The 19,714-nt window shown below is 60.1% G+C and carries 15 protein-coding genes and 2 pseudogenes; 11 read left to right on the plus strand and 6 right to left on the minus strand.

Going from position 1 to position 19,714, the window contains the following annotated elements:
- Positions 1–303 precede the first annotated feature (303 nt).
- Both IF809_RS34955 and IF809_RS34960 read left to right on the plus strand, forming a co-directional pair.
- Positions 304–522, plus strand: coding sequence for a hypothetical protein (locus IF809_RS34955; RefSeq protein WP_223153707.1), 219 nt, complete (start codon positions 304–306; stop codon positions 520–522).
- A gap of 99 nt (positions 523–621) precedes the next feature.
- Positions 622–746: pseudogene (locus IF809_RS34960) on the plus strand (aldehyde dehydrogenase family protein); the annotation flags it as partial.
- An 89-nt stretch (positions 747–835) separates the two neighbouring features.
- On the opposite strand, the gene IF809_RS34965 reads toward IF809_RS34960, so the two are convergent.
- The 4 genes from IF809_RS34965 to IF809_RS34980 all read right to left on the minus strand — a co-directional run bounded on the left by IF809_RS34965 (position 836) and on the right by IF809_RS34980 (position 5,503).
- Complete coding sequence (locus IF809_RS34965; protein ID WP_011084777.1) at positions 836–2,815, minus strand: RiPP maturation radical SAM C-methyltransferase; 1,980 nt, start codon at positions 2,813–2,815, stop codon at positions 836–838.
- 699 nt (positions 2,816–3,514) lie between these two features.
- Positions 3,515–3,907, minus strand: a complete 393-nt coding sequence (locus tag IF809_RS34970; protein ID WP_011084778.1) for a hypothetical protein — start codon at positions 3,905–3,907, stop codon at positions 3,515–3,517.
- Positions 3,908–3,953: 46 nt separating this feature from the next.
- Complete coding sequence (locus tag IF809_RS34975; RefSeq protein ID WP_028143999.1) at positions 3,954–4,421, minus strand: hypothetical protein; 468 nt, start codon at positions 4,419–4,421, stop codon at positions 3,954–3,956.
- 716 nt (positions 4,422–5,137) lie between these two features.
- Entirely contained in the window at positions 5,138–5,503 is a 366-nt protein-coding gene (locus IF809_RS34980) for a Nif11-like leader peptide family natural product precursor (RefSeq protein WP_011084781.1), read from the minus strand.
- Positions 5,504–5,716: 213 nt separating this feature from the next.
- Here IF809_RS34980 and IF809_RS34985 point away from each other — a divergent pair.
- Positions 5,717–6,711: pseudogene (locus IF809_RS34985) on the plus strand (IS481 family transposase).
- Between the two features lie 251 nt (positions 6,712–6,962).
- Here IF809_RS34985 and IF809_RS34990 read toward each other — a convergent pair.
- Complete coding sequence (locus IF809_RS34990; RefSeq protein WP_011084785.1) at positions 6,963–8,282, minus strand: type II toxin-antitoxin system HipA family toxin; 1,320 nt, start codon at positions 8,280–8,282, stop codon at positions 6,963–6,965.
- Positions 8,282–8,533: a helix-turn-helix domain-containing protein gene (locus IF809_RS34995; RefSeq protein ID WP_011084786.1), complete on the minus strand. Its 252-nt coding sequence runs from the start codon at positions 8,531–8,533 to the stop codon at positions 8,282–8,284. The genes IF809_RS34990 and IF809_RS34995 overlap by 1 nt, the downstream gene beginning before the upstream one ends.
- Before the next feature lie 471 nt (positions 8,534–9,004).
- On the opposite strand from IF809_RS34995, the gene IF809_RS35000 reads away from it, so the two are divergent.
- The 8 genes from IF809_RS35000 to IF809_RS35035 all read left to right on the plus strand — a co-directional run.
- Entirely contained in the window at positions 9,005–10,534 is a 1,530-nt protein-coding gene (locus IF809_RS35000; protein WP_014497837.1) for a Wadjet anti-phage system protein JetA family protein, read from the plus strand.
- Positions 10,524–11,162, plus strand: coding sequence for a DUF4194 domain-containing protein (locus IF809_RS35005; protein ID WP_011084789.1), 639 nt, complete (start codon positions 10,524–10,526; stop codon positions 11,160–11,162). The genes IF809_RS35000 and IF809_RS35005 overlap by 11 nt, the downstream gene beginning before the upstream one ends.
- Entirely contained in the window at positions 11,159–14,593 is a 3,435-nt protein-coding gene (locus IF809_RS35010) for an SbcC/MukB-like Walker B domain-containing protein (RefSeq protein ID WP_018647407.1), read from the plus strand. Before IF809_RS35005 ends, IF809_RS35010 begins: the two co-directional genes overlap by 4 nt.
- A gap of 2 nt (positions 14,594–14,595) precedes the next feature.
- Complete coding sequence (locus IF809_RS35015; RefSeq protein ID WP_038936685.1) at positions 14,596–15,765, plus strand: Wadjet anti-phage system protein JetD domain-containing protein; 1,170 nt, start codon at positions 14,596–14,598, stop codon at positions 15,763–15,765.
- A gap of 512 nt (positions 15,766–16,277) precedes the next feature.
- On the plus strand, positions 16,278–16,568 hold the full coding sequence (locus IF809_RS35020) for a hypothetical protein (RefSeq protein WP_244433078.1): 291 nt from the start codon (positions 16,278–16,280) through the stop codon (positions 16,566–16,568).
- 380 nt (positions 16,569–16,948) lie between these two features.
- The gene (locus IF809_RS35025) at positions 16,949–17,080 is read left to right on the plus strand and encodes a hypothetical protein (protein ID WP_283842231.1); all 132 of its coding nucleotides are present in this window, start codon (positions 16,949–16,951) and stop codon (positions 17,078–17,080) included.
- A 437-nt stretch (positions 17,081–17,517) separates the two neighbouring features.
- On the plus strand, positions 17,518–18,816 hold the full coding sequence (locus IF809_RS35030; RefSeq protein ID WP_038936684.1) for a glycoside hydrolase family 28 protein: 1,299 nt from the start codon (positions 17,518–17,520) through the stop codon (positions 18,814–18,816).
- A 213-nt stretch (positions 18,817–19,029) separates the two neighbouring features.
- A partial coding sequence (locus IF809_RS35035) for a pectinesterase family protein (protein WP_462839818.1) occupies positions 19,030–19,714 on the plus strand: 685 nt, incomplete at its 3' end.

Genomic DNA, 19,714 nt, shown 5'->3' on the forward strand with positions numbered 1-19,714 from the left:
CCCCTGCAATCTCAAATGCCGCCGCAACCGGAAAACAGACTCTCAATCAAGTGCTTGGAGGCTTGTTCACGGACAACTGGTGAGGATCAGAACAATCGAGCCATGGAACCTGACAGGCACTCCAAATCCAGCGTTGACCAGCCCGACGAGAAGCTTCGCGGCCGAGCGAGGCCCTGACCCTACGCGTCGGCATAGCAATCGTGGACCGGTTCATCATATCGTTTTACAGCTTAAGGGAGATGCAGTGAATCGTGAGGGGCTCTATTCTTCGATGTCCGCCGGATAAATTTGGAAATGCGGCAAATGATGATCGAGGACGATAAGGGGATTCGCCCCGGCATCGAAACGATGCGCGGGTTGCCTGCATTTTATGATGGTGCAGTCGTGACGACATCGTCGCTCACGAATGTAAGTCTATGTGTCGATCTGGACGCGGCGAAGCAGTTGGATCGATTACAGCCGATGATCGAACCGATAAACTACACGACGCTTTGGCAGCTGCAACCTGTGTCAAACAGTTGAAGTTCGATGCGGTTTCTCCTTTTCGCCCGATGAAGTAGTCTACGAAAATCGAGCGATGCAGTTCGTAGCGCATATTTAAGCTATCTAATGCGGAACGAACGCCGCATAAACTTCATCGGCTCCACTAGGGTTGGCGCGATTATCGCCGCCGCTTCGGCCAAATATCTCAAACCATATATGTTGGAGCTTTGGGCTCGACGCCGTTGATTGTGCTCAACGACGCGGGCGAAAAAAATGACAAGGCTGGCGCGAGCGCCAAGCAAAGGAGACAGGCGAGGGGTGTGGCCCTGCGAAGTGCACACCGCAGTTTTCCTTATTCGCGCGGGAGGGCCACTGGCGTGGAGCGTCGGTCGAGATAGCCACCAGGGAACGCAGTCAGGGGAAGGATTGGCGTATATGGATGCCATAACGCGAGCCCAACCAGCCGCGCGTCAAGCCGTACGATCAGTTTGCGGGCGATCATGTTAGCTATCGCCTCATCAATCTCGCCCTGCATTACATTCGCCGCGCCCGGCCGATCGCACAGGCGAGTTTCAGGCGAGCCTTCGTCCGCGGCCAGAAGAATTTCTCGCTCGAGGCCTCTGACGCGGTGTTCGCGCTCGATTGCTATGGCTCGCGTGTCCTCGACTATGATTTCGTCGCCGTTGTCCTGCATCGACAGCATAGAGAAAGTCGGCCCCCTCCAGGCTTTCAGCCAGGCATCGATGCCCTTGGCGACGGCATTTAGCCCCGGGCGGTTTTCGTCGCGCGGTGTGAAATGGCCGCCGACATCGTGGTCTTCGCTGTCTTCGAAGTAGTATACCTGTTCCGAGAGATCGCGCTCCGACAGCGGATACACGTAGCGATAGGGGGCGGCCGGGAGCAGCTTCAGTCCATGTTTCTCAGCTGTGTAATGATAGGGGCTGTAGCGCTGGTATCGCAAGCGTACCGCAGGTCCCGGCTGCAGATGATGCAGCAACGGCAACCAAGAGGCCATTTCCGCATACCATGCATCACACTCGCCGGGAAAGCCCCACAATAAACTCCAACTGACCCGCACGCCGTACTGACGGCACCACTTCAACAGCTGAACATTGTGCGCTGAGGTCGTTCCTTTGCGCATCAGCTTCAAAACACGAGTATCCAGGCTCTCAATACCCGGTTGAATCCAGCGGACGCCGGCGGCAGCCAGCTTTTCCACTTCGTGGCGCTTCAGGTTGGCTTTGACCTCAAAGAAGATCGCGAGCTTCTCGGGTAGCGCGGTGAGGTGAGGGAGCGCCTTTTCAAGGTAGTCAATGGCCATAATATTGTCTACAGCTTCGATGCGCGACGAGCCGTAGCGCGCCGACATCTCAATCATCTCCGCTGCGGCCTGCCCCGCGGGCTTCTGGCGGTAGGTCATCGATCCGCCGTTCAGCCCGCAAAACAGGCAATGACTGCGCTCGCCCCACCAGCAGCCGCGAGAGAACTCCATCGGCAGCCCAGCATGGATGCGGTCGGCGTAGAGCGACGCCTCAACCTCCGCAAAATAGTCCGAGAAATCCGGCAGCGGCAGGTCACGCATGTTCTCGATCACGGCGCGGGGCACTAAGTCGCGCGTCGACGCCGCGGGATAGCCGGCCTCGCGATGCGTCGGGCCGAAAACGCCAAATGGCAGGTCAGCAGGCGGGATGTCTCTGCCGCGATTTAGGATGTCCCAACACAGCGGGCCGATCAGTGCGTCGGCCTCGCCCGACACGACATAGTCGACCCATGGGAAACGCGCGTGAGTGCTGCGCCCCATTACCGACTCGCAGTTCGCTCCACCCATGAGGGTGACAAGATCAAGTGAGCGCTCGCTCAGCCGGCGCAGCAACGCGAGCGAGGGGACATGCTGGGTGAAGGTCGAGCTGCACCCGACCATAGCCGGCCGCTTCGCCAATATCTTGTCAGCCGTCCAGTCGATAAACCCGCCGATGAGCGAGCGCAGCCTAAGGAAATTCGCGCGACGCTCGGCCATACCTTTGCCTGCGTGTATCGGGTTGCGCTCGAAATAGAGGTCGAGGAAGGCGTTTTGTTCGGGTTCGAAGCCGGGAAAAGCAATGCCCGCGAACAGCCAATCAACCAGTGCCTCCTCTGGCGGGCAATTCTCAAGAGGTCCATAGTCGGCGATGCCTATGTATTCTAGAAACCAGATGTTGGCATATGCTATGGTGGATTGCAGTCCAGCCTGGGTCAGCGCTGATTTCAGCAGACCAAGCGCCAGTGACGGCCTTTCGACTGCCGACACAGGCATGTTGACTAGGACGATTGGCACAGCGATACTCATAATCATTCCACGTTATTCATGATGTGCGCACAGGTGCGTTCGCCATGCCATAGTCTCATGCGCCGGACGGCAAAGTGAATTCTGCGCGACTCCTGACCGGAGCCGTGAACATGAAGTCGCTAATTCGGCTAGTGGGCAGCCCGCTTCGAGCCACGATTTCCGCGTCACGTTCGTTGCCCGGCGACTGGACGGCATGAGCAAGCAGAGAGTGCTGGAGCCGAACGGGGAATAATTGCCTGCACGCGGCTCCGCTCTGGTATTTAGCGGCGCCACCCTCGAGTGAGACTCGCTGTTTTTCATCATTGATGAACGGACTGACGTGTCATTCACATGGACCTATCAAAGTTTCAGGCGCGTCGTCGTCCGCTAGCAGGGATCACCGCCAGTGCAAGTTGCAGTGGCGCGCCACGAAAAGCCACGACCTCTCCGGAACCAGCGGCACCGTCGTCTGGCAGAACCATTTGATTGACCACTGGGCGGGGCAAGCCATTCTCGACTTAACCGCGTGCGTCCCAGTCGTGCACCGCTGATGCCCGAAATGAGGGCTTGGCTCGAAGCCGCAAGCGCGGAACCCCGCTGGTCTTCTTTTGTCACGCCGGTTGTGCACGCCACGAAGCCAGGGACCGTGGATGCGGAGCGGCATGTCATCGCGCTCAGCACTGCTGGATGGTGGGATGCTGCTGTCGCTTGAGGCTAAGTAGTGCCTCAATGCGAATCGGCACAATCTGCACCCGTATGGGAGGACGCGTGTTTGACTCCTTCGATGCGCCTCGTCGTCCAGTCACCGGTCTGCCAGATGAAGCAGTCGTCGAGGTCTTCTTCGATCAGCCCGGTCATGTACAACTGATCGAGCAAGTCGGCGACCCCAAGGAGGGTTGTTCCGTCAGCTGCGACCCGAATAACCAGCTCCGACATTGTGCAGTTGCCGTCCGCGATCAAAGGGCCAACGGAAATCGGGGCGATGTCGTCGAGCACGCGGTGTTCCATGTTGCGTGAGCGAAGATGAAAGCACCGGTTCCCTGCCTTATATTGCAGGTCCCTGCGGAAGCGGATCGGCAGGTCATGGGCTGGGCTCTCGAGCATATACTGTTCGATCATGCTCTGCAGCCCGCCCCGGAAACCGTCAGGCGTGCTGAAGAAGCGTTCACCCAGAATGCGGGTACCCGAGAGGCCAGCGATCGCTACCCGGCACCGGCGTCACCAGTCGTAAACGCCCCTGCCGCATATTTACGAGGAAGCCGGAAACGCAGGCGATCGTCGTGTGATTGCGTTCCAGAAAGGCGATTGCACCGTCCTTGTTAGCGCCCCTGCGCTTCTCCTTCCGCTCGCGCGCGCGCCCGACCATGGCCTTTGCTGTCTGCGCCTCCTTGCCCTGCAGGATGAGTTCGACTCCTAGCAACTCCTCAGGCGAAAAGGCCGTGTGAATCTGATTAAGATGGGCCCTGCTCAGCACGGAGAAACGATTCGTCGTCGTGCGATATAGATTGAAGAGCCCGAGCACGTGCCTGGTGAGTGCCGGATCCTTGAGTGGGGCTGCGGTTGTTGTTTGCGGTAACGCGCCCGTAATCTGATAGTAGTCGAACAGAAAGCGATCGTAGTGTGGGTTGTCCATAGGATCTGTGGCCCAGTAGCAGAAGCCCGTGCGGACTGCAGAACCAAACATTTCGCTCGCGACACCAACCACGCCCCGCCAAAGCGCTGCATGCTCTTTGCTATGTCGTAATAGCCTGTAAAGCGATCGGCCGAGAGGCCACAGAACCAACAACCGACGCTGCAGCCTTCGCTTAGCTCGAAAGCGATTATGGGGTGCGTGAGCGACGCCGCCGACACGCCCAATTGGTCATTGCAGCGCCGGATTTGCCGCTCGCGCCAAGCATGAAAGCGAGGATTGATCGTCGACATCTCGCCTTCGTCGCGCAAGAGGTCGCGATGACGCATCATCTCGCGGAGATACTCATCCCACATCACAGCCAGCGGCCACGGCGCAGACTCCGGCTTGAAGCGGTATTGTTGGTAGCCACCGCGCCAGAGCGGCAGCACCTCCATTGGATCCACATTGATGCCGTACCGCTCTGTTACCGCTCGAGGGGTGGCGATTGCCTCCGCAAGCGCCCTGCGGAACTCCTCGTCACCGACTAACCGCTCCATGAAGCGTTTGAGATGCGATAGCGTGCGCAGTTGCTCCGGGGTACGCCGGTCAAAAATCTGTCGGTAGTGCTCGGCGGCAGCGTGTGTCATTGACGAAGCTTACTTCATGTTTTCATCGCACTTCATCGCACTTCATCGCCTCCTCGAGCAACCACCCGATGCGGTCAGAGCGAAGGCATGTCAGACCTCGGCCACGACCGCTACAATAACAACCACAACAACTGCAACGGGCTCAACTGCTGTGGCGTGGTCAGAGGCCGCTTCCGCGGCTTGCGCGCCGCTCGTGGCCACCTCTGCAAGGGCCTGAACAGCGCCGGTCGAGATCGTATCACTCGAATTAAAAGTGCCACCGGCGAGCGGTTTAGTCGTCAACTTCTGTCGAGCTCGAATGCAACTTTTAGCTTCATCAGGTGTGAAGCTGTAGCCGAGGCTCTTTCCGATCGCGACAATCGATGCAAGGCCGGTAGCAATTGGTTTTACGCGTTCAAGCAGACCACCGTCGTTCCCCAGATCGTTGACGAATCGCTCTACGTCAGTTCGCGACACAGCCAGTCTCCGTGCCTTTGCTCAAAGTCGCCAAATCATCCATCTCGGGCTCACAAGCGATTGGTGCCGACGCCGTTAACAGGGCAAGAGGCGTGCCGAATTGAAGATTGCTGATTTTTCGTTTTTCTGACCCTGCGTATCGTCCACTTGGTGACACTTTGTTGCCGAACTGACAATCGGCCCGCTACGCGGGACGAGGTTTTCGTTGACAGTATCCAAACGGAGCAGGTTCTTCACGGCTGCGCCACAACGACGGAGGCAATCCGTCGAACAATACAAAATAGTCAAGAGAGCCTGGGGGCGCTGTCCAAGCGTTATGGATCAATCCGAAGACCGTCGCAAAATGGAAGAAGCGCGGTTCGGTGGCCGATCTTCCGACCGGCCCGAGAGAGCCAAAATCCACCAGTTTGTCGCTTGAGAAGGAGGCCATCATCGTCGCCTTTTGCAAGCATGCGCTGCTGCCGCTGGATGACTATGACTGCCTTTATGCTCTCCAGGCGACAATCCCGCATCTGACACGCTCATCGCTTTATCGCTGTCTTCAGCGCCATGGCATCTCACGGCTTCCGACGTGGAGGATGGCAAGGGCGTAAGGCGCAAGTTCAAAAGCTATCTCGGATACTTCCACATCGACATCGCCGAGGTTCGCACCGCGATGGGAGGGCTTTATCTCTTCGTCGCAATCGATCGAACCTCGAAGTGCGCCTTCACCGAGTTGCACGAAAAGCCACGAGTGACACAGCCGACTTCTTGCGGAACTTGATCAAGGCAGTCCCTTACAAGATCCACACCGTTCTGACGGACAACGGCACCCACTCACCGACCCAAGCGGTGGGAGTTGGACTGTGGCCGATATCAAAGCCATGATCGAACGAAAGCAACCATTTTGGGCTCATGCCTTCGAGGTGGCCTGCGCCCGCAATGATATCGATCGTTGCCTGACCAAGCCTAAGCATCCCTGGACCAACGGCCAGGTCGAGCGGATGAACCGCACCATCAAGGAGGCCACAGTCAAGCGCTTCCACTACGACACGCATGACGAGTTGCGCAGCCACCTCGCCGACTTCGTCCGCGCCTACAACTTCGCTCGCCGGCTGAAGACCCTGAAGGGCCTCACGCCCTACGAATACATCTGCAAATGCTGGACTTCCCAGCCAGAACGATTCAAACTTAATCCGCTCCAGCAAATGCCGGGACTAAACACCTAGTTTGGAAACGCAGTCGCTGTTGGAGCTTGCATACGGACGGCGCGGGCCGCTCGCCGTCGAAGGAGAGCGGCAATCGCCGTTCTTGAACCGGGCCCGTTTCTTGAGCCGCTGGTTGGCTGCTTTCGGGCAACGCTCCCTGTTGCTGATCGCGCTGCTGCTCCTCTGGTAGGCAGCTTCCAGGTTTGGTTTGGTAGATCCGGTCTTCCTGCCACCGTTCACGGAGGTCATCGTACGCTTGCGCAAACCGGCGATCATTCACTACTCTTGAGCACAGCCAGCGAATTCACACGGCGCTTTGCGCCATCAGCAATCGATATGGCCATCTTCTCCGGAAATCCTTTTGGAAGCGCATTCAGCACCTGATCTATGGCCTTTGCGGCTGTATCGCCGAGCTGCTGGATGACAACCTTGACTGTTTTGTCGGGTAGACCGCAGCTTTTCGCAGTCTGCACGAAATGTCGGCCGAGAACCGTGTGGACGATGTAATGCCGGTTGCTGCCGATCGCCATGGCCAGCTTCATTTGGTTTTGGCTGATCTGTCCAGCGTCCAAGCTCGGTTGGGTCGAAATGATGTCGTAAAGCGGTGCAAGATGAAAACGACCGCCCGGCGCCAAATGAATGCTAAAATTCTTCGCGTGGCCATCGGTGGCGGCAAGCAGCCAGAACACGATCTGCGCCTTGAAGAAAATGGCCTGGTCGTCCTCAGGCGTATCGCTGCCCTTGAGGAAATCCGAGATTTTGCGGATGCCGGGTCCGCCATCGGATTCATACTTTCGCGCGGGTGGAACGGACAGCGCCTGGCAGCAGTCTTCCTGCGGCAGCCGCAACAGGCGGCCGTCGCGCGTCCAGATGCGATCGAACCGCTCAACTGCGAGCACGCGGCGCCCGGCGAAATCGATGATGCTTGATTTGGCGACAGGCAAGCCGAGTGCCGCAACCAGCTCAAGGCACAGATGCTCGTTTTCAACGCTGCCGGTCAGGTCGATTCCGTTCGGCAACTTCCCGATCTGCGGCTTGATAATGTGCGTAGTTGCGGTCGTGCCATGAGGCACGTGCCACTTGTCTTTCCAGTAAAGCAGCGCTGTCTTTTCCTGCGCGCCCGCGAGAGAAATGCGGAAGTCCTGGTCGGGGCCGATGCCGAGCGGATTGCTGGCAAGGTTGCCGAGAATGGCGGCGATCTCCTGATCGCTAGCGGCGCGGCCATCAATGGCGCCGGCGCCCCCGGGTGCGGCACTGTCGGGAAGGAATTGCAGCGCCCCGATGCAATCGCGGCCGATGGCGGAGAGCAGGCTGTAAGCATCGGCGCCATCAGCATGCGCGCGTTCGGCGACGCGTCGGCGGATGTCGTCATTATCGGGCAGAAGATTGTCAAAAACAGCGACGACGGGATCGCCGATATAACGATCCTCCCGCAATGGCAGCGACACGGAAACGGGGATGGCATTTTCCCACGCGAGCCACTGCTTGTCATACTGGAAATCGATTGCGCCACTGCTCTCGCGCCGCAGCCGCCCGACCAGCCGTGCGTTGAGGTAGACGTTGAGCGGCGCACGGGCAGGGCGACGCGCCATCAGAACAGATCCTCAATCGCTTCAGCCGTCAATTTGGTGCGCGGCCGGATGACCAGCTCGAGGTCGAGCGCGGCCAGCGCATCCATCAAGATGCGCAGCTGCGTTGCAGGTTCACCGGCCTCCAGCTTCGAGACCGTCGCTTGACGCGCATGCATCTTCTCACCGAGGTCCCCCTGGGTGAGCTTCTTCTGCCGCCGGTAGCGCCTGATCCCGGCGCCGATTTGCTGGGGGGTGCGGGCAATCGTATCCATAAAGGCATGATACGCAAACGCGTATAATTTGTCAATATACGCGACCGCGAATATCTACAGATCATACGCTTTCGCGTATACTAGGCATATTGAAATTACTAAAAAGCTAAAGCTGATGATCGATGTAGAGCTGGGCTCGAATCTGCCGGTGGGCGAGAGAGCCTCCTCGACATGTCGAACGTTCGTATCACTATCGTGCCAAGCAACTCCTTGTATCCATTTTGCCGCAATAGTAACAACAACAAATTCAATGACTTGAGGCCGGATTGTTCCCGATCTGAGACCGGACACTAGCTCCGATCGGACCTTTGGAGTCTCGACAGCGATTGAGCTGGAAAGCTATATTAGAACATACTAAGAACTGATCTTCCGGTTGTGTTTTCAAGACCCACTCTCACTAACATTTTGCCCGGCAGGCCGTGCATTTAGTGCCGCCAACTCAGGATGAGGTCGGGCCCAGGAGCCGCGTCATTGACCTTGTTCCGCCATTTGCATGACGACGCCTTTTTAGCTTTTTCGCGCGATCACAAGCACCTGTACGCAGCGTGTCTGCTGGATCTGCACGAACGCTTCTTTTCAGGCGCGCCGTCGTTCCCGACGCCGCAGCAGGTGGTCCACGCCATCTACGACGTCATGCGCGCCAACCCCGTCCTCTGGAACGAGGGCGATGATTTCGGCAGCCTGCCGGAAATGATCTCCGCGAGACGCCGCCGGATCCGGAAGGCCGACGTCGCGCTCGCTTCCGAGAAGGGCGACAAGGCGCTCGGTCTTGCCCGACAACTATACGCCCGGCTGCTCGTCTGGGGATGGCTTGAAGAGGAGGAATACGGGCTTCGCGTCACTGTGGACATGGCTATGGGACCGCTGCTCGTGCTGCAACGGCTCGCGAGCCTCAACAAGGATCTCTCGCAGCGATTCGGCGGCTTGATCGTGCAAATCCGCCTCAACCTGGAGGCCGTCGAAAAACTGAGGCCTGAGATCACCGACCGCAAGCAGCGCGAAGCCGCGCTCGCCGTCCGCGAGGCGCGCAATCAGGCCGACCAGTTCACTAAGAGTCTGCGGGCCATTCTGGCCGACCTGAAGCGCGTCCGACGGACCGTCATGGAGTCGAAAACAGTCGCTACCCGGCTCGAAGCCTTTTTCGAGGAGTTCATCGAACAGCTCCTGCTGAAGGATTTCGAGTCCATCCTCACCGTCAACCATCCATACCGCTTCCGCGACGCCATCGTCGATCTCGCGCGGAGGATCTCCTACAGCCCGGAAACCATGCAGGTCCTCGCCGAGGAGTACATAGCTTCCAGCATGGCAGCCGACATCGAGGACGGTCGAATGGCCGCGGCCGACGACCTGCTGGCTATCGAAAGCATCTTCGATCAGATCGGGGAGATGTTCGACAGGATCGAGGCCTTCCGCAGGCAGCTCGAAGCCCGGGTCCGCAACACCATTAAGTACGCCGAGCGGGGCGGGCAGGGACTCGTCGGCCGGGCCGGCGACCTGGTGCGGCGCCTGGATGCCTTACTGCGCGACGGCAGGCACCACAAGGCGACAATCGAATGGAGCATCGAGCCGCTGCGGTCGCCCTGGTCGGAGCACCATCAGGCGCCGGCCAGGCAGCCGCGCCGTCCCGTCGAAGCAAGGGAGCTCGCCGAGCCGCCGTCGGATCCGTTGTATGAACTGCGCAAGAAGCTCCGCCTCGAGTACATCGCTCGCATCGCGCCCCGCCCCGAGGATGTCAGACGATTCCTCGAGGGCCAGGTGCCGCCATTCGCGACCAGGGAAGCCCGCTTCATGGAAATCGATACCGTGGACGACTTTCTCGCCTTCGATTGCGCCCGCCGATATGCGCTGACAGGCGAGGTTCCGGCGCAGGTCGCGGCCGGGTTCGAACTCGAACCGTGCCCCGACACGCCCCCACACGACAGCGAATGGCTCCGTTGCGCCAACTTCCTGGTCAAGCGATCGGGCGCACTCCGGAAGGCGAGGGCGGCTCATGCTCAGTGAGTTCGAAAACGTCGAGCGCTCCTTCGGCGCGGAAAAGGCAGCCGACCTCCGCAAAGCGCAGCACTTCCTGCTACGGCGGCAGTTCGTGTTCGCGGGAGACCCCCGGACCGGGACAGTCTACAACACGATCATGGACGGCCGCTTCCGCGACGTGGTCGACGGCTTCTTCGATAGTTGCGGATACCGCGTCCACCGCGATCCGGAGGCGCAGTGGGCCGGCATCGTCGCCATGGACGAGGACGTGCCGCTGCCCCGGATGAAGCTCGACGAAACCATCGTCATGCTGGTGCTGGCGGCATACTGGCAGCAGGAGGTGAACGTCGGAGCAGTCGAGGACCGGGCCGTCGTAGTGGCCACTTTGAACGACCTGTTCGATCGCTACCGCGAGATGGCGCAACACGGCGGCGGTGGCGCGATCTCGGCCGCCCGGTTCCGGGACATCCTGCGCGAGGTCGCCCAACGCAGTTTGGTCGAGATCGGTGATTTTGACGACGAGCAGCAGGACTGCGAGATCAGGATCCGTCCGATGATTAAGCTGATCAGTGGCGGCGATGCCCTCCAACGGCTCGAGCGCTACGTCCGTAGCGAGGAGGCGCGGTTTCCGCAGCCCGCAGGAGACGAGGCATGATGGAGCTACGCCACCTGACGATGGTGAACTGGCACCTATTCGACGTCGCCGACATCGACGTGAGGGGACACGTCGGGGTCCTGGGCGAGAACCGGTCCGGCAAATCCACAATCCTCGACATGGCACAGGTCGTTCTCACCGGCGGGAGCCGGCGGTTCTTGCGCCTGAACGCGGTCGCCGGCGATAGCGGAAAATCGCGCAGCGGCTCGAAGCGCAGCGTCGTCGATTACTGCCTTGGGACGCTCGGCGAAGATCAGCGCCGGCGCGACGAGGCGCGCACCTACATCGCGCTCGGTTTCGAAGACACGGAAGGCGCCCGGTCACCGGTCACGATCGGCATGGCGCTCGAGGCGCGCAAGTCCGACAGCAGGGAGACCGTGCTGGCACTCTTCGTAGCCGTCGGGACCGTTCTGAGCTCCAAGGACTTCATCGAGCAGCGAGGAAAGTCGCAATTCCCGGCGCAGTGGGAGGACGTGCGCGCCCGGATCGTCGCAGCGGTCGGCGAAGGCAACTTCGTCAATCATCGCGACCGGGCGAGCGACTATGTCCGCGAGTACATGCGCCATCTTCTGCCGCATTCGTCCTTTGGCGAACAGAACGCCAGCGCCCTGCAGAAATCAATCGTCAACGCGATGACGCTCGATCACAACCAGACGGCGACGCAGTTCGTGCGGAACTACATCCTCGAGGACAGTCCGATCGGCATCAAGGAGCTGCGCGAGTCGATCCAGACATACCGCAACATCAGCGAGACCATCCGGAAAATGCGCCTCAGGCTCGAAGCCCTAAGGGCGCTTCGGGGCGTCCTCGCCGCGCTTGAAGAGGCGCTCGAGACCAAGTTCAGGGAGGAATGGGTCGCAAAACGCGCGACTTGGCTCGCGGCGCGCGCGACAAACCTGGACTTCAAGACCAAGCGGCGTACCGAGATGGCGCGCCGGGACGCCGCAGCAAAAGAACTCGAATTCATCGACGACGACGTCAAGGCCATCGATAAGGAGATCGAACGCCTCACGGCCGCGATCGCCGAGCACGATGCCAAGACCGGCAGAAAGTCCCTGCAGCAGACCGCCGATGTGGCCGGGCAGGCGGCGCACCGCGCCTCGGCGGACTTCAAGGCTCGCATGGAGAACATCCGTCGCCTGGAGCCGCTACGCGCGATGTGCGCGGACGGTTTCGAGGACTTCGTTCCTGCGCTTGAGCGTCTTCTGACCGCCACCGCCGGGGCCGACATCGGGGGCGTCTCCGACGAGGTCACCGCGGCCGAGAAGTCCTTCGCGGCAAGCGGCGCCAAATGGCTGCCGAAGATCGACGAAGCGCGTCAAAGGATCATCGCGGAGCTTTCCGGCCTCCGCGGCAGGCGCGACGAGGTGCTCGAACGGATCCGACAGCACGCCGCCGGAGGGGCGCGCGCCTATCTCGGCGACGACACTGAACTCCTCTGCCGCAGGCTGCGGCAGGGTGGAATGGTCCCGCGCGTACTCTGCGACATCATCGAAGTCGCCGAACCCGAGTGGGTAGGAGCCGCCGAGGCGCTCCTCGGTCGCGACCGGGAAGCCGTGTTCGTGGACAGAGCGGATATCAGCGCCGCCACGTCAATCTTCAAGGAAGGTCGCCGCGAGTTTCGCCATGCATCGCTCGTGAGCCTAAACAAGCTCGAGCAGTTCAGGGCCAAGCCGGAGCGCGGCACTTTCCCCTCGATCTTCCGGAGCCAGGATCCGGACGCGATGGCCTTCATCATGCGCCGCTACGGCAACGTCCGTCTCGCCGACACGCTCGACCAGTTCAACAGGCCCGGCCGGGCGATAATGAAGGACGGCCTCTACGACGACGGACTCGTCCGGAGCCATCGCTGGATCGAATCCTCGCAGTATAAGATCGGAAAGGCAGCCCAGGCGAACGCCCTGCGATCCCTGCAGGATCAGGCCGAGGAGCTGGGTCGGATCCTGATCGACAAGGGGAAGGAGGCCCATGCCGCGGAGCAGGCTTTTGCCGCTCTGAAGAACATCTGCGAGGGACGTAATGATCTGGGGGCTTGCGCGGCCGCCTTCGCGGCCGCGCAGACTGAGGTCGCTGAAGCTCAGGCCAGGCTCGATGCCCTCGACGGCGCGGGGGACGGCGGGCTTCGCGACAAAAAGAGGGCGCAGCAAAAGCTGAAGGAGAAGAGGCTGGAGGAGAGAAAGACACAGCAGAAGGCGTTCGGCGAGCATGACGGCGAGGTCAGGTCGGCGGAGAGGAGGCTCGGAGAGGGCGAGAACGTGCCCGGCTCCGAACTCAACCTCAGGGTCGCCCGGTCGATATACCGCAAGTTCTTCCCACTCTACTCCACCGCGAAAGGCAGGGCCGTCTACCGCGACCGCCTCGATGCCGCAGCCCAAAAGGGCTTCGCTGAGAAACACCGGGCCATCGCCGAGAAGGCCTTGAAGGATGCGAATGTGTCCGACAACGAGCGCGCCCGGATCGAGCGACGGGTCCGCGAGCTTCTTTACGATTACTTCGACCAGTTCGGGATGAGTTCGCAGGTCGGTGCGGAAAGCGAGCCGCTGCGGGAGGTGAAGCCATGGATGGAGCAGCTGATCTCGGATATCGAATCCAATGAGCTGCGCCAGTACGAAAGGCAGGCGCGGGATGCGGCGGAAAAGGCCTCTACCCTGCTGCGCGGCGAGTTCATCAACGCGCTCACGGCCCGGATCGGAAAGATGGAGCGGGAGCTGCAATCGTTGAACCGTAGCCTCTACGCACATCCGTTCCATAACGAGCGATATTCATTCCATCGCACCCAGATGGTGGAATTCCAGCCCATCCTGAAGATCATCGAGATCGCCAAAACCTCTCCGGAGGCGCTCGATATGCTGTTCCGGGGCGACGTGCCCGATGACTTCCCGCACAAGGATACGATCGTCGCACTCGAGGCGCTGCTCGAGGACCCCGACAAGGATTTCACCCAGTTCGAGGACTACCGCAACTTCTACACCTTCGAGATCCACATGGAGGATGTTGCCACCGGCCGCTCGACCCGCTGGGAGCAGCGGCGCGGCACCGGGTCTGGCGCCGAACAACAGGTGCCTATCTACGTTGCCATCGGCGCTTCGCTGGCCGCCGTCTACGGCAGCGCGGAGCGTCGTGCCGGCAAGCCCGCCGGTTTCGCGCTCGCCATGTTCGATGAGGCCTTCTCCAAGATGGACGGCAAGAACCAGCGGCAGATGATGAGCTTTTACAAAAACCTCGGCCTGCAGTTCGTGATCGCGGCGCCGTTCGAGAAGCGCGTCGCCGTGCTCGAGCACATGGACACCATCGTGGAGGTGGACCGGATCGGCGAGCAGTCCAGGGCCACTGTGGTGGAACTGAAAGAGAAGGCCAAGCGCGAGCTGATGGCCATCGATCCGGACCTGATGTCCGAAGATGAGCTCGCCACCCGTCTGGCCGCCGAGTAGCCATGGCTCGGCGTTTCACGGATGCGATCGGCCTGCTGAACGACCTGCTCAACCGCTTCGAGTCCGGGGCCGCAAGCCCGATCGCCCACCCGGACTACCCCGCTTTCCCATCAGTAGTCGCGGCGGACGCCTTCCTGAAACAGATCAGGGAAGCCGAAAGTGCCGCCGCGGTCTCCATTCGCTGGGGGCGCGGCGCCAACCGAGACCAAGTGGCGCACGTGCGGTTAGCCTCGGCGGAGATCTTATACCGATATCTCCGCCGTACCCCCGCGTCGCGCATCGCGGAGGATGCCGCCGTGCGGCTTGTCGCCGGGGCGGCGATGCACGACTCTCTGAAGAACAGCTCTTCCCAAGTCGCCGAGGTATGGGGGCGGGGGAAAACGTGGCACGGGTTCGCTTCGTCCGATGTCGAGACACTGCGCGACGCGTTCGTTCTCGCCCAGGCCATCCTGGCCGACAAGCATCTTGGCGTCGACTACAAGACCTTCTCGAGACGAACGGTGGGGCACAGCAAAACGCTCGAACGGATCGAAGGCGCGGTCGTGCGGCTCCTGAGCGGCATCCTGGAGTTTCCGCCCGGCGCGCGGCCACGCGAGGCGCTCCGGGCAATCGGCCTTGAGCGCTTCGCGCCACCGCTGCTGATCGCGGGCAAGATCGACCTCGATGGAGCCGACCTCTCCGGAATCTCTCCGCTGTATCTCGGAATCACTCCCAAGGAAGCAGATCGCGTCCGCTTCCGGGAGCCGCCGGCCTACGTTCTAACGATCGAAAATTTCGCAAGCTTCAACCGGCACATCGCCGAGGCGGACCCCGGCCGATTAGGAACGACCATGTATGTCGGAGGGTACCCCTCGCTTGCCACCCAGCAGGCGCTGCGGACGATCGCAGGATTGGTATCCGAACAGACGCCGATCTTTCATTGGTCGGACATCGATCCGGACGGCACCTGGATCTTCCACACCATCGAGCGCGCCGTCGACCGACCGATCCGTGCCCACCTCATGAGTGTCGAAGTTGCCGAGCGTTTGGGACAAGTGCCGTTCAAAAAATCCGCACCCGCTCGATGTCCACCGGACTCCGGTATCGCAGCTCTGGCAGCGTACCTGACGAAAGATGGAGCCAAGACGCTCGAGCAGGAAGAACTCGATCCAGTCCTGCCAGAGTTTCATTAGAAAATGCGCGCGGACGCTCGTGGTTGCGGCTTTGGCTGTCTCGCTCAGGACGTCGTGTTTCAAGCGCGACAACAGCACCGCCCGCAACTACGTGCTGCGGGAAAACCGACATCGTTTCTTCATAAAAACGCTCAAGCGGCATTGGCATGCCAGTTGCTTGAAGATGGGACGAAACCATGTGTGACTATGATGCTCGTTCAGCATCCTTTTGAGGTGTTCAGATGAAATTTGCCCGCTTGATCGAGGGCAGAGGTCCCCTGATGCGCTTTCCAAACCGGGCGCCTGCCTCGCGAACTCTGCCATCTTGGGATCGCGCTCCGGTTTGCCGGGCAGAAGCCGATTGTCTTGGGGGCTCGCAACGAATGGTGGTTCTCAGCAAGAACGCCAGCGTAAAGGCGTCCTCAGGACGATCGTTTGGCATCGGATTAGCCCATGGTTCGGGGTGGGGCATCTGCGACATGCAGAGCCTGCGCTCTTGAAGCTAGGTGTCGGCCTTGCATCGGGGCTTGCAGATGGTCAATGAGCTAATGCAGAACGATTGGGATCTTGAGAACATACTCAGGCAACAAGACGAGCTCAAGGTCAAGCTGCTTCGCGCCCAATCGGTTGTCGAAGAATGTAAGGCAGGATTGGCGGATCTGGAGCGGAGGCTTGAGTGTCGAGCGGTCTCGATCGATGAACGCCAGCGCAACTCTGCGGCAAACAATTCAATACGCAACGCACGGCCGCCTAAATCGCGAAGCCTCGATAATCCTGTTAACCCGGATGCTGCCGTGGCGTTTTCGCCTCGATGGGACCGCTGAAAGCCGCCGCCGCGCACGTTAACGGCGACAGGTTTTGGGACGGACCTGGCGAAGATCTCGAGACGCATGGTGTTGCGAACCCGGCGGGCGAACTGGACAATTAGGTGCGGCCTTGCCGATAGGCTCGGCTTTTTGGCTGATCGCGGTGCGTCCGCCAGGGATGCGCGCAGAGCAGCACCAGATAGGGGACGTATCGCCGCGTCTTTGGCTAGAGCTCCTGTTTCGGGGCTGCTCACGTAGATGTCCTGAATCGAGTGTCAAGAGCTCACCACTTCCAGCCAGTTCGGTCGTCTTGTCCGCCTTTAAGTCGTTGAAATTTCCGATTAGGCGTCCATGGAGGGGGCGCGAGCGGGCGCGTTCAATGACCATGATGGTCCGCTATGGCCGTGGGGCAGGCGACGTGCCGAGCGATGCTGACCGCGGAAGCCGACCATGCCTCCGGCATCGCATGGATGATGACGGAACTGGCTGACTATGTCCCGCAAGCGATCATTCCGGAACAGGGCGGGTAACGGCAGTCATCTATATTCGTGAGACACCAGGAAGAGGCTATCCGGTGCGAATGCGATCCGGTGCCGGCCGTGGCCTCGTCAGCTTCTCGAAAGCTTTCCCGAATACTCACTGCCCACCGATCCTGGACGAGAGGCTGCGTGGACTCACGCGCAATTGGAGTTGCACAAATGAAATCGGGGACCGGTTGGGAGCTCAATCAGTGTGAGCAGGCTGACGTTACGAAGTTGTTGGATTTTCGTACTAACGCAAAACGCTTCATCTTTTTCGCGCAGCAGGCAAGGTGCTACAGCGCGATCTCAAGTCCAGGCGTCTGCTGCGTCGGATAAATGTCATCTTGTGCGCGCCAGTGGCGCGCGCGGCGACTCGATCAAGCCAGCGCTCAATACCAGAAAAGGCACGCGACAATGATGCGCGTGACAAAAGCACGAGCAGGTCAATGACAAAGCGTTTTCGTAACTGGGCCCTATTGTCCATCCTCGCCTCCATGGTTGTCGGCCCCGCCGCAAAAGCGCAAGACCGCCGGACTATCGCCGAACCTGTTGCACCTGATACGGTCTGCGATCGCCCTGTGCCTTCCGGCAAGAACGATACAGTTAGCCTACAGGAGGCCATTGAACATTGCCCCGATGGCGCTGCAGTTTATCTCGGGCGCGGCGAGTTTCACTCAGGTCCACTCGAGATGAAATCGGGCGTGACCTTATGGGTCGGACGCGGTGCGACACTGATCGCCATCCCCGAACCTGCCGCTTACGACAAGGGCCTCGGACAATGTGGTCGCATTGCGGAAAAGGGCGACGGTTGCCGGCCATTCATCAGCTTTTCTAAAACGCGCGGCGGCGGTATCTACGGAGAGGGCATCATCGATGGTCAGGGCGGCGCGCTGATCGGCGGCGGCGCGGAAACCTGGTGGCAGCTAGCCCGCCGCGCCCAAGCCCAGGGCGGCAATCAGAACGCCCCACGCTTGATCCAGGTCGATCATGCGCAGGATATCACGTTCTCTGGTGTCACCTTGCGCAACGCTGCCAATTTTCATGTCGCGATGAACCGGGTTGAAAGTGCCACGTTTTGGGGCCTCACGATCGATTCGCCGGCGGATGCCCGCAACACCGATGGCATCGATCTTGGCGCCAGTCAGGATGTGACCATCACCCACAGCTGGATCCGTACGGGTGACGACAACGTCGCAATCAAGGCCGGCGACAATGGCTCAAGCAGCCATATCTCGGTCATTGATAATTATTTCGGCTGGGGGCATGGCATGTCGATCGGCAGCGAGGTGAATTCCGGGGCCAGAGACATATTGGTGCGTAATCTGACACTGGATGGTACGACGTCGGGCCTGCGCATCAAGAGCGATGTTGGTCGAGGCGGTCTGGTCGAGAACGTGACTTATGAGTACGTGTGCCTGAGGGGCAACCGGTGGCCGCTGGCTTTCGATGCAAAATATGATCCGCGCGCTCAAGGCACGAGGATTCCGGTCTATCGGCAAATCGTTCTCCGTCATGTGCATGGCGACGCCGGTGTGCTGCTGATGCGCGGCGTAGACGGGCGGCATGCCCTGGACGTGACACTCGAAGATGTTCGATTTGCCAATTCCGCGACTTGGCAACTTGAACATGCGAACGTCAGCGCAAATCACTCTGACGTATGGCCCCCGCTGCCCGGACGAGCTACACAGCCGCCGCTGCGCGGATCGGAGGTATGTTCCAGGGCATTCCGCGACGGCAATCGGTAAGCACTACACGCGGCGCCGAACTCAGGTGGTGAGTTCCGCATCTGGGGCCAAGATTACTGGTGTTGACGAAGGTCGGGCTCATGTCCCGAGTTGGTTGCTATTGGCCGACGGTTTTGCAGGGCCGGAAATGCCAAGGTGGGTTCTGATTTGGCGATGAAAATCTCGTGTCGATGCGCGACGGCTATCCCGCTGAGAAACGAAGTGTAAGATCACATGCGAATTGTCATTTCCTCCGCTGCAATTCTGGCGGGATGTTTCTTCATCCCCGTGGCGTACGCGCATCCACTGTTGGTGTCGCATGCCGGAAATGCAGACTATCACTCCGTGCAGCAAGCCATCGACGCATTGCCGGCGGAAGGCGGAAACGTCCGGATCGCGCCAGGCATCTATCGCGAGAAGGTTAAAATCACGAAATCCGGTGTTCATCTCGCAGGGACTGGCAACAAGCCGGAGGATACGGTCATTGTGTATGGCGACGGCGCGGTCAATGTAGGAGGAACGGCCCGTTCGGCGACGCTGGATGCCCCTAGCGATGACTTCCGGCTCGAGAATCTGACCATTCAGAACGACTATGCCCTCAATCCGGCCAATCCACCTTCGCAGGCGGTAGCGCTGTCCGTTACCGGAGATAGGGACGTCATTACGCGCGTCCGCCTGCTCGGCGCCCAGGACACGCTGTTTGCCGGCAAGGGACCAAACGGTAGAATGTCACGACAATACTTCTCGAACTGCTACATCGAAGGGCATGTCGATTTCATATTTGGCAACGCCAAGGTCTGGTTCCGGCAATGTGAATTGCACGGCATCGCCAATCAAGCGGTCATCTATACCGCTCAGAGCAAGGCAACGCCGGATGAGGACAGTGGCTATGTTTTTGATCATTGCAGGCTAAGTGCCG

Source organism: Bradyrhizobium sp. UFLA06-24 (assembly GCF_054967145.1).